This is a genomic window from Chryseobacterium phocaeense (assembly GCF_900169075.1).
GTDB classification, from domain to species: Bacteria; Bacteroidota; Bacteroidia; order Flavobacteriales; family Weeksellaceae; genus Chryseobacterium; species Chryseobacterium phocaeense.
This window is the reverse complement of the sequence record NZ_LT827015.1, coordinates 299,606-314,453: the sequence shown is the minus strand read 5'-3', so window position 1 is coordinate 314,453 and position 14,848 is coordinate 299,606. Positions and strand designations below refer to the sequence as shown.

The following is a 14,848-nucleotide window of genomic DNA, read 5'->3' as shown; positions in this document are numbered from 1 at the left end:
TCTAATCCTTTTCGTTGTAAGGTAATCTGTTGATGATGGATCTTCCTAAAGATACTTCGTCTGCGTATTCCAGCTCATCACCTACGGAAATCCCGCGCGCAATACTGGAAAAATTCACATGGAAGTTTTTGAATTTTTTATAAATATAGTAGGCCGTGGTATCCCCTTCCATAGTAGCACTGAGTGCAAAAATAAATTCTTTCACCCTGCCTTCATTGACCTTTCTTTCAATGCTGGGAATATTCAGCTGATTGGGACCAACGCCTTCCATAGGTGATATTTTCCCGCCCAGGATGAGATATTTCCCGGTAAATTTCCCGGTGTTCTCAATGGCGATCACATCACGTACATCTTCTACAATGCAGATCAGCTCATCATTTCTTTTTTCATTACTGCAGATCTCACAGACATCAAAATCTGAAAAATTGTGACATTCTTTGCAGTATTTTATTTCGTTGACAAGGTTGATCACTGAGTTTCCAAGACTAACGGCCCTGGAGCTGGGTTGTTTTAACAGATGTAATGCCAGTCTCAAAGCTGTTTTTCTCCCAATTCCGGGCAGCCCTGAAATTTCATCTACAGCTTTTGATAAAACTTTACTAGGATAATCCATAAGTACAAAAATAGTGAATATTGTTGAGAATTGATCGGGTTTTTGCGTCTGAGAGTTTCAGAGTTTGAGGGTTATAGAGTTAGAGAGTAAGTTTGGTTATGAGTTATAAATTATAAGTGATGGGTTTCGGAATTTATGGGTCATAGAGTTTGAGTGTTTTAGAGTGTAGACTGGTGTGAAGCCGGAAATATTGAACTAATGACAAATATCTGGAGGCTGAAGCTCCCGAAGCCACCAGCCTGATGTCTGAAATCTGAAATCTGATATCTAATATCTGATATCTCTATTCTAAAATCCTGGCTCCTGAGCCTTACTCTTGACTCTTACTTCGCAGTTCCTCAAAAACCCCTATCTTTGGGTTCTAATATGAAAAAAACAGACTCATAATGGTTCTTAAAAATTTAAACTATCCGCTGGATTTCAAATTTAAAATTTCAACGTTATCCAGTGATTTCAATATTACTGACCGAAACGGCAACTATGTAGCGTACGTACGTCAGAAAATGTTCAAACTGAAGGAAGATGTTATTGTTTTCAATGACGAAAGTAAATCTAAGGAGCTTTTCAGGATCAGAGCCAACCAGTGGATTGACTTCAATGCATCTTATTCTTTAAATGATCTTACTGATAACAAAAACTACGGAAGACTGGCCAGAAAAGGAATGCGCTCATTATGGAAATCTACCTATGATATTCTGGACTCCGGTGACCAACCTAAATTCACTGTTACGGAAGATAATGGATGGACAAAATTCTTTGATGGACTGGTCAGTGAAATTCCACTTATAGGGATGTTTACAGGATACTTTCTTAACCCGGCCTATACGGTAAGAGGTACAGACGGAAAGGAATATTTTAAACTAAAAAAAATGCCGTCATTCTTCGGAAGAAGGTTCCAGCTGGACAGGATGATTGATATTGATGATGAAGACGAAAGCTTAGTAATCTTATCCTTACTGATGATGGTTCTTCTGGAAAGAGCCAGAGGCTAAAAATAAAAACCACCACAATGAAATATTTAATCATTTTCTTCTCTGCGTTTCTTTTAACCGCATGTAAAAAAGATAAAGAAACGGTTCAAAGTTCAGCTCCGGCAGATTCCTCAAACCAGGTTAAGGATTCCGCAGCAATACAGCCGGCATCAGGAAAAGTAATGGTAGACGTTATGCCTTTTCCCAAAGAAATCAAGGAATGTTCATGCTATTTTGCCAGAAATAAAGCAGATTTCGAGGCTGAAAAATACATCTATGCAGATGATGCAGGGAAAACCGCCTACATGAAGCTCGATGGAAAGAGACTCGCCATGAATCTTATTTCCTCAAGTGATATGGAAGTGGATGAAGAGCTGACCAAAGAAATTGAAAGCGATCAATACAAGATCTCTGTAAAAGGCAAGAAAATAAAAAACGAAGAAGCTTTATTATTCGAAGGTACCCTAACGATTGAAAAACCGGACGGTACTGTAGAAACAATGTCTATTTACGGAGAATGCGGCTGCTAAGCCGAAGGGGGGCGAAAAGGTAAAAGGGCAAAGAAAGCAAAGAAGGCTGATAAGCAAATTAGCCTATTCGCCCTTTTACCTTTTTGCCTTCTTTACTTTTTTGCTTTCTTCGCTTTCTTCGCCTTTTTGATCCCAATAAATTCACTGAACCCCTTTAATTTTCGTAATTTTGATAAAAATAAAATTTCATGGAATTATCTAATATAGAACCGCAGATTATCTGGAAAAATTTCTCCAGGCTGAATGCGGTTCCAAGACCCTCTAAAAAAGAAGAAAGAGTCATTGCTTTCATCAAAGAATTTGGTGAAAACCTAGGACTGGAAACTACGGTAGATGAAGTAGGAAATGTGATCATTAAAAAACCGGCAACTCCGGGCATGGAAAACCGTAAATCTGTTGTACTTCAGTCACACCTGGATATGGTGTGCCAGAAGAACAATGATGTGAATTTTGATTTTGACACAGAAGGAATCAAAATGGAGATTGACGGTGACTGGGTAAAGGCAAAGGGAACAACTTTAGGAGCTGATAACGGCTTGGGAGTTGCTACGATCATGTCTATCCTTGAAAGTTCGGATATTCCGCATCCGGCTATTGAAGCACTTTTCACAATAGATGAAGAAACGGGAATGACGGGTGCTTTAGGCTTAAAACCGGGACAGTTGACCGGTGAGATTCTTTTAAACCTTGATACGGAAGAGGATGATGAGATTGACATAGGCTGTGCAGGCGGTGTAGATGTTACCATTACTCAGACTTATGAAAAAGAAGCTGCGAAGGGACAGATTGTAAGAATTGAAGTAAAAGGACTTCAGGGAGGACATTCAGGAATGGATATCCACAAGGGTTTTGGAAACTCCAATATTATTCTGGGAAGACTTCTTTATAATGGTTTGGCCAAGGAGAATGTTCAGCTGATCTCTATTGACAGCGGCGGGTTGAGAAATGCTATTCCTAGAGAAGGGGTTGCGCTTATTTCTGTGAGAAATGCTCAGGAATTCATTGAAGAAGCTACAGTTCTGAAAAAGGAAATCCTGGAAGAGTTTGCATCTGTCGAACCTGGTTTGCACATTAATATCGAGAATTCTACTACTTCGGATAAAGCCATTTCTGAAGAAGATTCAAAGAAAATCATCCTTACCTTAAAGTCTCTTCACAATGGGGTTTACAGAATGAGCCCTGATGTGAAAGACCTCGTGGAAGCTTCCAATAATGTGGCAAGAGTGGAGTTAAAAGGAGGTGAACTTAAGATTTTAAACCTTACGAGATCCTCTGTAGATTCATCTAAATATTCGGTGGCAGAACAGCTTAAATCCGTTGCGGAATTAGCCGGAATGAAGGTGGAATTCAGTGGTTCTTATCCTGGCTGGAAGCCTAAACCGGGTTCTGAAATTGTTCAGCTGATGGAAAAAATCTATACCGAAAAGTTCGGGGAAAAACCTCATGTAGTTGCCTGTCATGCGGGACTGGAATGCGGTATCATCGGAGCCAATTATCCTGAAATGGAAATGGTAAGTTTCGGACCTACCATCAGAGGGGCGCACTCTCCGGATGAGAGAGCTAATATTCCTTCTGCACAGAAGTTCTGGAGCTTTACTAAGGAAATTTTAGCGAATATCCCTTTAAAATAAGAGAATAATATTACTATATTGAATATCCAAAGTCGTATGATTTTGGATATTTTAATTTGAACAATTTCAAACCATTAAGATCAATGAGATATTAACGGTTCAAAAATTATTTAACAAGATTAAAAACAATGAAAAGTATCACAGTATTCTGCGGTTCCAGTTTCGGGTCAGATGACATTTATAAAGAGCAGGCAATCTTACTTGGACAGACTTTAGCAAAACAAAATATTCGGCTTATCTATGGCGGTGCAGACGTAGGCTTAATGGGTGCTGTAGCGGACGGTGCTTTACAAGAAAACGGAAAAGTTATTGGCGTACTTCCCCATTTCCTGCAGTCCAAAGAAATTGCCCACAAAAACCTTACTGAGCTCGTCATCGTAGAAACCATGCACGAAAGAAAAACAAAGATGAATGATCTATGCGAAGGCGTGATTGTCCTTCCCGGCGGCTATGGAACACTGGAAGAGTTTTTTGAGATGATCACCTGGGCACAGCTGGGACTCCATAAAAAACCGATCGGGATTTTAAATATCGATGGATTTTATGATGACTTGATACAATTGGTGCAGACCATGGTGGATAAGGGATTTTTAAAGCAAGTGAATCGCGACATGCTTCTGGTGAGTGAAAATATTGATGAGCTTTTGGAAATGATGAGGAATTATGTGGCTCCTACTGTTGGGAAGTGGATTTCGAAGGAGGAAATATAACATTTTTATTGTTCGTATAAATAACTACTACAATGTTAATTAAGAAGCTAAAATAACCCCGTTCGAAAATTCGAACGGGGTTTATATTTAAGATTAAAAAATATCTTCTAAGGATAAGGAGCAATCTCCACTTCAAGACCTTCCATTTCATCCATCATATGCAGCTGGCATCCCAGTCTGCTGTTGTCTTTTACGTGGTATGCTTCCGCCAGCATGGCATCTTCTTCATCGCCCATAGGCTCAAGGCCCGGATCATTGATCACATACACCTGACATGAGGCGCACATCGCCATTCCTCCGCATACCCCAATGGTTCCCTCTTCCGCCAATTCATAGGAACGGATGATCTCCATCAGGTTCATAGACATATCTGTAGGTGCTACCACATCATGGGTTACCCCTTCCCGATCCGTGATCTTAATATTGATATCTGACATAATAGTGCAAAATTAGTCAATTTTTTTCACAACTGCCTTTTCTGCTTCTTTACGGCTTCCGTCAAATCCGTCTACACCGCTTACTGTCGTATATTTTAGTACAAATTTCTTACCTGGATTCAGTCTGTTGTAAACACTCTGACACATCAATGTTGCTTCGTGGAAACCACAAAGGATCAGCTTTAATTTTCCAGGATACGTATTGATATCTCCGATAGCGTAGATTCCGTCAATGTTGGTCTGATAATCCAGGGCATTGTTCACTACGATTGCGTTTTTCTCGATATTCAAGCCCCAGTTTCCGATCTCACCCAATTTTGGAGTTAAACCGAATAGAGGAATGAAATAATCTGTTTCAATATCAAAAGCTTCCTGTCCTTCAATTTCTACGGTGATGGCTTCTACTTTTCCATCTCCTTTGATACCGGTAACTTCTGCAGGGGTAATTAATTTGATTTTACCTTCGTTTTTAAGATCCTGTACTTTCTCTACAGAATCCAAAGCTCCTCTGAATTCATTTCTTCTGTGAATCAGGGTTACTTCACTGGCCACATTAGAAAGGAAAATACTCCAGTCCAGCGCTGAATCTCCTCCTCCGGCAATAACTACTTTTTTATTTCTGAAATGTTCAGGCTCTTTAACGAAATATTCAAGACCTTTTTCTTCATAATCCGCCACGTTTTCAAAAGTAGGTTTTCTCGGCTCAAAAGTTCCCAATCCACCGGCAATAGCAATGGCTTTACATCTGTGAACTGTTCCTTTATTGGTGATCACTTCAAACCACTCATCGTCTATCTTGGTATAAGAAACCGCCGTTTCCCCTAATGTGAATCCCGGCTGGAATTGCTTGATCTGCTCCATTAAATTATCCACCAGTTCTCCTGCATTCACAGAAGGATATCCCGGAATATCGAAAATAGGTTTCTTAGGATAAAGCTCTGCTAGCTGTCCTCCCGGCTGTGGAAGTGCGTCAATAATATGACACTTCATTTTTAATAAACCTGCTTCAAAAACAGCAAAAAGCCCGGTAGGTCCGGCTCCTATGATCAATATATCAGTGGTTATCATAATAATAAGATAATTTAATTATACATGTAAGTGCAAATTTACTAATTTTAATGCGAAGCATATTTAATTGATTCTAAATAAAAACCTGAGATTTATCAAATCTCCGTAAAACATTCAGAATCTTAAATTTGGCAGTGTTTTTGTTAAATGTGATACCATGAAGAAAATTTTAAGTCTTTTTGCAATATTAATGTTCCTGTTCGGTCATGCTCAGATTGATAATATTGCTGACGGTGAGTCTATTACCTTCAGAATCCACTACGGAATTCTGAATGCCGGAACCGCCAATCTTACCACAAAGAAAGTAAACTATATGGGGGCTCCCCACTTTTATGTGAAAGGTACGGGGCAGACTACCGGGGCCGTAAAGGCCTTTTTTAAAGTGGAAGATCTGTATGAAAGCTTTATCAATACGGATACCGGGCTTCCGAGCTTCTACGTTAGAAATGTGCGGGAAGGAAGCTACCGCCAGCATTTTGAAACCGTTTTCAACCACGATAACCATACCCTGATCTTAACGGATAAAAAGACTCCTGCCAATGGCTCAAAGGTCCTAAAATCCGTAAAAGGAGTCCAGGATATGCTTTCCTGTTTTTATTATCTCAGAAGTAAAAGCACCAGCGAGCTGAAAGTAGGAACTGTGATCAATATGAACGTATGGATTGACGATGAAATGTTTCCATTCCAGCTGAAAGTGACAGGAACTGAGGATTTAAAAACAAAATTCGGGACCATCAACTGTTTAAAAATCATTCCATCGGTAAAAAGCGGAAGAGTTTTCAAAGAAAAAGAAGGGGTGACGATGTGGGTGACCAATGATGCCAACCATATCCCAATGCTTCTGAAAGCCGAACTGGCAGTGGGCTCTCTGAAAGCTAGCATCGATGGATACAAAAATGTAAAATACCCATTAAAATATCTTAAATAAAAGATTAAATAATCAACAATATAAAAAAAGGAGTAGCTTAAAAATTACTCCTTTTTTGTTTATTAAAATCTGTACGATACTCCTCCCTGGGCAATACCTTTCATCCCGATATTGGCTTCCAGGAAAACACTCAGGTCTCCCCCATATCTGATACCAATAGGTAAAATATTGAACCCAAATACGGTATCGGTATTTTTTGTTTCCTTTTTATCTTTATTCACATAAGTACTGCTTATAAAAGTTACACCGACAGCAGCCCCTGAGTATAATCCAAGCTTTTCTTTTCTTAACCAGAAATAATCTACTTTCGGTAATACTGATAAAATGTTTTGTTTGGAAATAGATTCTGTTGTATTGAAAAACTCATTCGCAACATCTGCCCCATAACGCCACTTCATATTCTCACTGTACATGGCTACTCCTATAGCAGCAACTCCAGTACTGGCAGGATTGCTTTCATTGGTAATAATACTTGTTGTAATAGCAGATGCCAATTCATAGGTTGCATCATATACGGAAGGTGCTCCATAACTTGCAGAAACTTCAAATTTCTGAGCACTGAGAAATCCACTCGCCAATAATAATGGCAATAATACTTTTTTCATTTTCAGATTATTTTAACATAATAAAATTAGATAAAAAAATACCTGTTGCCGGAGTTAAGCCACTTTTTAACATTTAATCGTTATAATATATAAGCAAGATCTTGAATTGAGAAAATTATTTTCTTTTTTTTAAAAATGGTGTAATAGATTTTTAATATGGATTGTCTTACTAATAGAAGCAGACATAAAGATTCATGGAAATAATAAGCCTAATATCACGCTTCGACTCCGACCAGCATGACAGGCCTTCAGAAAAAGAAAATATAAGTAAAATTAATAGGTCTCCATTAAAATGATACACGTTGTAATTTTCAATAAATCCCGTTTTTAATTACGTTTTGTTTCTTAGGTCAGTAATTAAAAACAAAAACCTCCGGAATTTCCGGAGGTTTAATTTTTTATAGTGTTTTAAACTGTTCAAGTGTTCTGATATCATTTTCAAAGAACATTCTGATATCGCTCATCTGGTACAGAAGCATGGTAATTCTTTCAATCCCCATTCCGAATGCATATCCTGAATATTTTTCAGAATCGATATTCACATTTTTCAGAACGGCAGGATCTACCATACCACATCCCATGATCTCCAGCCAGCCTGTTCCTTTGGTAATTCTGTAGTCTGTTTCCGAGTTCAATCCCCAATATACATCAATCTCAGCACTTGGCTCTGTAAAAGGGAAATAAGACGGTCTCATTCTGATCTTCGATTTTCCGAAAAGCTCAGTTGTAAAGAACTGAATGGTCTGCTTCAGGTCTGCAAAGCTTACATTTTCATCAATATAAAGCCCTTCAATCTGATGGAAAATACAGTGCGAACGTGAAGAAATAGCCTCATTTCTGAATACTCTTCCCGGAGAAAGAATTCTGATGGGCGGCTGATTTTCTTCCATATAACGGATCTGTACGGAAGACGTATGGGTTCTTAAAAGGATGTCCGGATTCTGCTCAATGAAGAAAGTATCCTGCATATCTCTTGCCGGATGGTATTCCGGAAGATTTAGCGCGGTAAAGTTGTGCCAGTCGTCCTCTATTTCAGGACCGTCTGCAACTGCAAAACCGATGGACTTGAAAATCTCGATAATCCTGTTTTTTACCAGATTGATCGGGTGTCTCGACCCAAGATCCAATGGGAAAGCAGGTCTTGTAAGATCTTCCTTTTCTGTGATCACAGCAGATTGGGAAGCCTCTTTAAGATCTTCCAGTTTTCCGGCAACGGCTTGTTTTAAAGAATTGATCTTCTGCCCGAATTCTTTTTTCTGGTCGTTTGGAACTTCTTTAAATTTTTCAAAAAAATCGTTCAGAACCCCTTTTTTACCATTATATTTAATCCTGAAGTTTTCAATTTCCTCTTTAGACGTAGCATTGAAGCTGTTTACTTCGGTAAGTAGTTCTTCTATCTTTTCTATCATTGTTTTACCCTTTCAAAATGTTTTGCAAAAATACGTTTTTTAAGTTGAATAAAGAATCTGTGACAAAAAAATCTGCCCCTTTTTGGGAGGCAGACTTCAATCACTTATTTCACTTAAATAAAAAAATTATTTCTTTTCCAAAGCTTTAACGTTGATCTGAAGGGTTACCTCATCCTTGATCACTCCGTTTTCAGCAGGAGCCTGGAATTTTACGCCAAACTCTTCTCTTTTAATATCCTTAGGTTCGGTAGCCACACTTACTTCTCCGTCTTTCACGGAAACATTGGCCTTAAACTGAACCGGTTTTGAAATCCCCTTAATGGTTAAATTTCCATCAAGAAGGGTATTGTAATCGCCTTCTGTAGCAGGTGCCACTTTTGTAATCTCAAAAGAAGCTGTGGGGAATTTTTCCACTTCAAAGAAGTCTCCGCTTTTAAGATGTCCGTTCAGCTTTTCCAGCTGATCTTTATCATCCTTCAGGTCCACAGAGGTTAATGAATTCATATCAGCAACAAATTTCCCGCTTTCAAGTTTTCCGTCTTTTACCGTTACATCACCACTTTCAAAAGTAATGGTTCCGAAATGGCTTGTACTTTCAGACTTGAATATTTTATATCCCTTCCACTCCACTTTACTGTTTAAGGTATCCACTGTATACTGATTCCCATCCTTTGTAGTGGTTACTTCATTGCTTTCGCTGGTAACCGGTTTGTCTTTTTTACAGGAAACCATTACAGCTGCCACAAATAAAGCAGGAATAGCCAGTGAAAACAGCTTTTTTTTCATCTTTGATCTATTTTTATTACTTCTGCTAATATAATAAAAAAAATTATTTTTTCATAAAAACCTTACATTTGTATTATGCTATTAGAAATAAAGAATTTATATTTTTCCCATACCAAAGAAAAACCGCTGTTCCAGAACCTCAATCTGGAGCTTGAAGAAGGCAGGATCATTGCACTGGCCGGAGAAAGCGGATGCGGAAAATCTACTTTGCTCAATCTTATTTATGGACTTCTGGACTGGGAAAGCGGTGAAATTATTTTTAATGGAACAAAACTTTTGGGTCCTAAAGGAAATCTTGTTCCCGGAGAAGCAGAAATGAAGCTTGTGGCTCAGAATTTTGATCTGATGCCTTACGCCACCGTTGCAGAGAATGTAGGAAAGTTCATTTCCAATATCAATTTAGCTCAAAAAAGAGAAACTGTAACTGAACTTCTGGAAGTAGTGGGACTTCAGGAATTTGCCCATGTCCTCCCCAAATACTTAAGCGGCGGCCAGCAACAGAGGGTAGCCATAGCCAGAGCCCTTTCCATATTACCGAAACTGCTGGTACTGGATGAACCTTTCAGCAACCTGGATTTTTCGAGAAAAATAGAACTCAGGGAAAGATTGTTCAGGTACGTGAAACAGCACCGGATCTCCCTGATTATTTCCACCCATGAACTTCAGGAAATTATGCCATGGCTTGACCAGATTGTTATCCTTCAGGATGGAAGACTCATTCAAAACGACAGCCCGGAGGAAACTTACAAAAAACCATACAATTCTTATGTCGCCAGGCTTTTTGGCGAAGTCAATATTTTCAGTGAAGAGGAAATCTCAGATTTTCAGCTTAATAAATTTTCCTATTATCCCAAAGAAATCAAAATTTCAGACCAGGGCATTGAAGCAGAACTTCTGGAAAGCAGATTTGCCGGCAGCCACTACTGGAACAAAATCTCTTTGAAGGGAAAGGAACTCGTTGTGTATACGGAGGAGAAGATGGAGGGGAATATTAAAGTAGCTTTTGAGTAATTGGCGAAAAGGCAAAATAGCGAAATAGCAAAAAGGCAAAGATAGCTGAGAAAGCAAATGGGCGAATTTGCAAATTTGCTTATAAGCCTTCTCAGCTTCCTCAGCTTTCTTCGCCCTGAATAAAGCCGTTTTACCGTTTCGCCGTTTCACCTTTTTACCTTGTAACCCCTACATTGTGTTATAGTTATTGTTAATATGTGGATAAAAAAAACACAAATGCAAGAAGCCGTTTAAAACTTTTTCCTACATTTGTATTTCCACAGCATAAGGAAATTTTTGGTTAATTCTCTTTCTGCCCTAAAGACGGACATTAGCACATCGTGCAATTAAGTTTTTGAAAGATTACACTGTCCAATTCTTTCCTTTTTTTTGTGCCTTGATATCAGATTTTATGCTTTCTTAACGAATTCTGATTTAAGTGCCATAGACCCGAAACCATCAATTTTACAGTCGATATTATGATCACTGTCCGGTCTAAGACGAATATTTTTAACTTTAGTTCCGGCCTTTACCGGCTTAGGTGCTCCTTTTACGGGAAGATCTTTAATGACTACTACAGAATCTCCATCCTGAAGCTCATTTCCGTTTGAATCCAGTATTTTTCCTTCATTAGCAGATTCAGCAACCGATTCCTCAGGACTCCACTCATAGAAACATTGCGAACAGGTCATCATGTTATCACTTGGGTAAGTAAATTCAGAGCCACATTTCGGACAAAGTACAGTATCACTCATATTTTTGATTTTTGCAAAGGTAGGATTTTTTGAATTAGATCACAGATCTAAGATACCAGATGTCAGATGTCAGATATTATACTTAACACGTTCCTGCTGGTGGCTTCGAGGCCCTCAGCCACCAGGTGTTTGTCATTTGTTCAATATTCCCTGATTCAGCACGCCCACACTCTAAAAACACTCAAACTCAAACCCCTCCAACTCAATATTTGAACTCATCACTCATAATTTATAATTCATAACTCTAAACCCCTCCTCCCCCCTCACTCTCAAACTCCCACACTCACCAGCCTTCAACTCTCAACTATAATTCGTACTTTTGCAGATTCAAACAGCGAAGCAAATTTATGGAACTTATTCACAGAAACTTAGCAATCGGAATTCACGATGCTTTACAGGAAACATTTTTCGAGAAAAACAAATACGCCGACAAGGTGATCGAAAGGCTATTAAAAGCTCACAAAAAATGGGGAAGCCAGGACAGAGCCGTTGTTTCTGAGATTTTCTATAATATCATCCGCTGGAGAAAACGTCTTGAATATTATATGGGAGAAGGCGTAAAACCCAATAATATTTATAAACTGATTATTGCATACCTGCTTTGGAGTAAGACCAATTATAAAAAGTTTGAAGAATTCGACGGAATTAAAATCGCGGATATTCTGACCAAGCTTAAAAAAAATACAGTTCCTACAAAAGCTATAGAACATTCTATTCCTGAATGGCTGGCTGAAACTCTGGAAAAAGAGTTGGGTGCCAACTGGGAAAAGGAAATGAGGGCTTTAAATGAGCAAGCACCAACCGTTCTTAGAGCCAACACGCTGAAAACTTCTACCAAAGAACTGATCTCTGATCTTTCAGATGAAAATGTTGTGGCGTACACGGTAAGAAATTATCCTGATGCGGTACAGCTTGAGGAAAAAAAGAATGTATTTCTTACCACAGCTTTTAAAGAGGGATTGTTTGAAGTTCAGGACGCTTCTTCACAAAAGATCGGGTACTTCCTTGATGTGAAAGAGGGACAGCGTGTTGTGGATGCGTGTGCAGGTGCAGGTGGAAAGACACTTCACCTGGCTGCACTGATGGGAAATAAAGGCCAGATCGTGGCATTAGATATCTTTGAATGGAAACTTGCCGAACTGAAGCGCCGTGCAAAAAGAGCCGGAGCACACAATATTGAAACCCGTATGATTTCTGACAATAAGGTAATCAAGCGTCTTTATGATAAAGCAGACCGTCTTCTTATTGATGCACCGTGTTCAGGGCTTGGAGTTCTGAAAAGAAACCCGGACAGTAAATGGAAAATTGATCAGGATTTTATTGACAGAATCAAAAAAGAACAGCAGCAGATCCTTCAGGATTATTCCAAAATGCTTAAAGTAAGCGGAAAAATGGTGTATGCTACCTGTTCTATACTGCCTTCTGAGAATAATTTACAGGTAGAGGAATTCCTGAAAAACAATCCGAACTTTAAACTGATTAAGGATGACAAAGTAATGCCAAGCCAGGGTTATGATGGATTCTATATGGCTCTGATTGAAAGAGTTTCTTAATCTGAATTTAAAATAATATATTAAAACTACTCTATTTTCAGGGTAGTTTTTTTATTGATAGGCATTCATGAATGGGGTTGTAACATTTCTATTGCTAATTTCTACTTATTATTTTGTAATCCGTTTTATAAATTTACAGAAAACCAGTATCTATGTATAAAAGAATTCTCTTCACTTTTTTTGCCTTGCTTCACTGTGGCTTTATTTACTCGCAGACTTATGAAATCCTGTACACCAGTTCTTACAACGGAAAAGTTCTTACGGAGCAGCCTCCCGTACTTGTCTGGGCAGACGGAAAAGAGAATTTTATCCTGAACAATAATATTAGACAACAAAAAAGTGAGTATCCGTTTGAAATCACTAAAGTTGAGAAACCTTCCAATACCATTGTTTCTTATGGCTTTCTGAGACCGGGAGAAATTATTTCTTCTTCGGATACGGAATCTGTAGGAAAACAGACTTTTGAATTGACCAATGAAACCAAAAAAATTCTGGGTTACACCTGTAAAAAAGCAGTAACCAAAATCAACTCCAATACCATTGTGGTCTGGTACACCAATGATTTAAAAATAAACGGCGGACCATCAGTTTTGGGACAGAATTTAGGATTGGTCCTGGAAATTGAAAGAAATAAAGACTCAGTTATTACAGCCAGTTCCGTTAAAAAGGTAAACAAAACAGATATTGATGTCATTTTAAAAGGTTCTATCCAGTCTACAGACTTGCCGGGTTACAAAGATCTTCTGTGGAAAAGCCGTTTTACGACCCTGAAAGTTTTTGACAATGAAACCATTAATTTTTCACAGGAATCTAAATCAAATGAAATAGTAAAAAAATTCGCTAACGGGACCATTATTCTTAAAAAAATACAATTCCCGGCTATCAAAGAGGGCGAAAACATTTTTGTAGAAGTGAAACAGCAATCCAACGGTGATGCGTATGACAGAACGGGAACCGTATTCTTTATTCCGCAGGATAAAACCTATTCTTTTTTTAACGGATTGGAAAAAGGCGTTAAAACACTTCCCCTTTATGAAAACGGAAACGGGAAACAGTATTATGGAGTTGCAGCCACTGAAAATTACAGTCCGGCTGTAGAAATGATGCGCTTTTTTACGGCTTTCGGTATCAGGAAATTCAATCATATTCAGCTGAAAGGAAAAGACTGGCAGACCATCAGCCCATACCGACAGGATATTACAGAATTGAAACCCTCTCTTTCCGGAAAGGAGCTCTGGGTAGGCGCTTTCATCGGTAATTACGATAAAGGAGGGCATACAATAAGCCTTGAGATCACCATTCACAAAAGTGACCAGACGGTCCACAAAAATAATATCGTCATTCCTCTTTTTAATACATTGAACATTATGGAAATGGCAGGTCAGGAATATTCTACCCTGTTTGATAAAGACAATGGTCTTCTTGTAGAATTTACCTTACAGAAAGACCTTAAGAATGCCCAGCTGAGATACCTCACTACCGGACACGGAGGCTGGGAAAACGGAGATGAATTTGTTCCTAAGGCAAATTCCATATTCTTAGACGGAAAAATGACCTTTTCTTTTGTTCCATGGAGGTCGGATTGTGGCTCGTACAGACTTTACAACCCTGCGTCTGGTAATTTTCCGGACGGGCTTTCTTCTTCAGACCTCAGCAGATCCAACTGGTGCCCCGGAACGGTTACCAATCCCAATATTATTCCTTTGGGTGATTTGAAAGCCGGCAAGCATACCATACAGGTGAAAATTCCACAGGGGGCTCCGGAAGGAACAAGTTTCAGTTCATGGAACGTTTCAGGTGTACTGATAGGCTCCCTATAAAACAAAACCTTCTTGCAAAGAGAATTGCAAGAAGGTAAAAAC

The 14,848-nt window shown here is 38.8% G+C and carries 15 protein-coding genes; 8 read left to right on the top strand and 7 right to left on the bottom strand.

The genetic code is table 11. The features are described 5' to 3' along the window. Nucleotide 1: 1 nt before the first annotated feature. Entirely contained in the window at nucleotides 2–613 is a 612-nt protein-coding gene (gene recR / locus B7E04_RS08310; protein ID WP_080778232.1) for a recombination mediator RecR, read from the bottom strand. Nucleotides 614–999: 386 nt separating this feature from the next. Here recR and B7E04_RS08305 point away from each other — a divergent pair, with 386 nt between their 5' ends. The 4 genes from B7E04_RS08305 to B7E04_RS08290 all read left to right on the top strand — a co-directional run bounded on the left by B7E04_RS08305 (nucleotide 1,000) and on the right by B7E04_RS08290 (nucleotide 4,455). Continuing rightward, nucleotides 1,000–1,605, top strand: a complete 606-nt coding sequence (locus B7E04_RS08305) for an LURP-one-related family protein (protein WP_080778231.1) — start codon at nucleotides 1,000–1,002, stop codon at nucleotides 1,603–1,605. A gap of 17 nt (nucleotides 1,606–1,622) precedes the next feature. Beyond that, nucleotides 1,623–2,114: a hypothetical protein gene (locus tag B7E04_RS08300; protein WP_080778230.1), complete on the top strand. Its 492-nt coding sequence runs from the start codon at nucleotides 1,623–1,625 to the stop codon at nucleotides 2,112–2,114. 188 nt (nucleotides 2,115–2,302) lie between these two features. Beyond that, entirely contained in the window at nucleotides 2,303–3,745 is a 1,443-nt protein-coding gene (locus tag B7E04_RS08295) for an aminoacyl-histidine dipeptidase (RefSeq protein WP_080778229.1), read from the top strand. Nucleotides 3,746–3,873: 128 nt separating this feature from the next. Beyond that, a complete protein-coding gene (locus tag B7E04_RS08290; RefSeq protein WP_080778228.1) occupies nucleotides 3,874–4,455 on the top strand; it encodes an LOG family protein in 582 nt (193 codons plus the stop codon). A 107-nt stretch (nucleotides 4,456–4,562) separates the two neighbouring features. Here the strand turns inward: B7E04_RS08290 and B7E04_RS08285 are convergent, their stop codons facing one another. Together B7E04_RS08285 and B7E04_RS08280 are read right to left on the bottom strand one after the other, a co-directional pair. Then, the gene (locus tag B7E04_RS08285; RefSeq protein ID WP_080778227.1) at nucleotides 4,563–4,892 is read right to left on the bottom strand and encodes a 2Fe-2S iron-sulfur cluster-binding family protein; all 330 of its coding nucleotides are present in this window, start codon (nucleotides 4,890–4,892) and stop codon (nucleotides 4,563–4,565) included. Nucleotides 4,893–4,904: 12 nt separating this feature from the next. Beyond that, nucleotides 4,905–5,960 carry an NAD(P)/FAD-dependent oxidoreductase gene (locus tag B7E04_RS08280; RefSeq protein WP_062653187.1) on the bottom strand — a complete coding sequence of 352 codons (1,056 nt, stop codon included), beginning with the start codon at nucleotides 5,958–5,960 and terminating at the stop codon, nucleotides 4,905–4,907. A 157-nt stretch (nucleotides 5,961–6,117) separates the two neighbouring features. Between B7E04_RS08280 and B7E04_RS08275 the strand changes: the two genes are divergently transcribed. Continuing rightward, a complete protein-coding gene (locus B7E04_RS08275) occupies nucleotides 6,118–6,888 on the top strand; it encodes a DUF3108 domain-containing protein (protein WP_080778226.1) in 771 nt (256 codons plus the stop codon). 62 nt (nucleotides 6,889–6,950) lie between these two features. On the opposite strand, the gene B7E04_RS08270 is transcribed toward B7E04_RS08275, so the two are convergent. The 3 genes from B7E04_RS08270 to B7E04_RS08260 form a co-directional block, all read right to left on the bottom strand. Continuing rightward, a complete protein-coding gene (locus B7E04_RS08270; RefSeq protein WP_080778225.1) occupies nucleotides 6,951–7,493 on the bottom strand; it encodes a hypothetical protein in 543 nt (180 codons plus the stop codon). A 398-nt stretch (nucleotides 7,494–7,891) separates the two neighbouring features. Further along, nucleotides 7,892–8,902, bottom strand: a complete 1,011-nt coding sequence (gene pheS, locus B7E04_RS08265) for a phenylalanine--tRNA ligase subunit alpha (RefSeq protein WP_062653183.1) — start codon at nucleotides 8,900–8,902, stop codon at nucleotides 7,892–7,894. 126 nt (nucleotides 8,903–9,028) lie between these two features. After that, a complete protein-coding gene (locus B7E04_RS08260; protein WP_080778224.1) occupies nucleotides 9,029–9,688 on the bottom strand; it encodes a YceI family protein in 660 nt (219 codons plus the stop codon). 75 nt (nucleotides 9,689–9,763) lie between these two features. On the opposite strand from B7E04_RS08260, the gene B7E04_RS08255 reads away from it, so the two are divergent. Next, nucleotides 9,764–10,699: a sulfate/molybdate ABC transporter ATP-binding protein gene (locus tag B7E04_RS08255; RefSeq protein WP_080778223.1), complete on the top strand. Its 936-nt coding sequence runs from the start codon at nucleotides 9,764–9,766 to the stop codon at nucleotides 10,697–10,699. A gap of 389 nt (nucleotides 10,700–11,088) precedes the next feature. Here B7E04_RS08255 and B7E04_RS08250 read toward each other — a convergent pair whose 3' ends face one another. Next, entirely contained in the window at nucleotides 11,089–11,433 is a 345-nt protein-coding gene (locus B7E04_RS08250; protein ID WP_080778222.1) for a zinc ribbon domain-containing protein YjdM, read from the bottom strand. Between the two features lie 347 nt (nucleotides 11,434–11,780). Between B7E04_RS08250 and B7E04_RS08245 the strand changes: the two genes are divergently transcribed. Beyond that, nucleotides 11,781–12,986 carry an RsmB/NOP family class I SAM-dependent RNA methyltransferase gene (locus tag B7E04_RS08245; RefSeq protein WP_080778221.1) on the top strand — a complete coding sequence of 402 codons (1,206 nt, stop codon included), beginning with the start codon at nucleotides 11,781–11,783 and terminating at the stop codon, nucleotides 12,984–12,986. Between the two features lie 152 nt (nucleotides 12,987–13,138). Then, nucleotides 13,139–14,806 carry a GLPGLI family protein gene (locus tag B7E04_RS08240; protein ID WP_080778220.1) on the top strand — a complete coding sequence of 556 codons (1,668 nt, stop codon included), beginning with the start codon at nucleotides 13,139–13,141 and terminating at the stop codon, nucleotides 14,804–14,806. Nucleotides 14,807–14,848 lie beyond the last annotated feature (42 nt).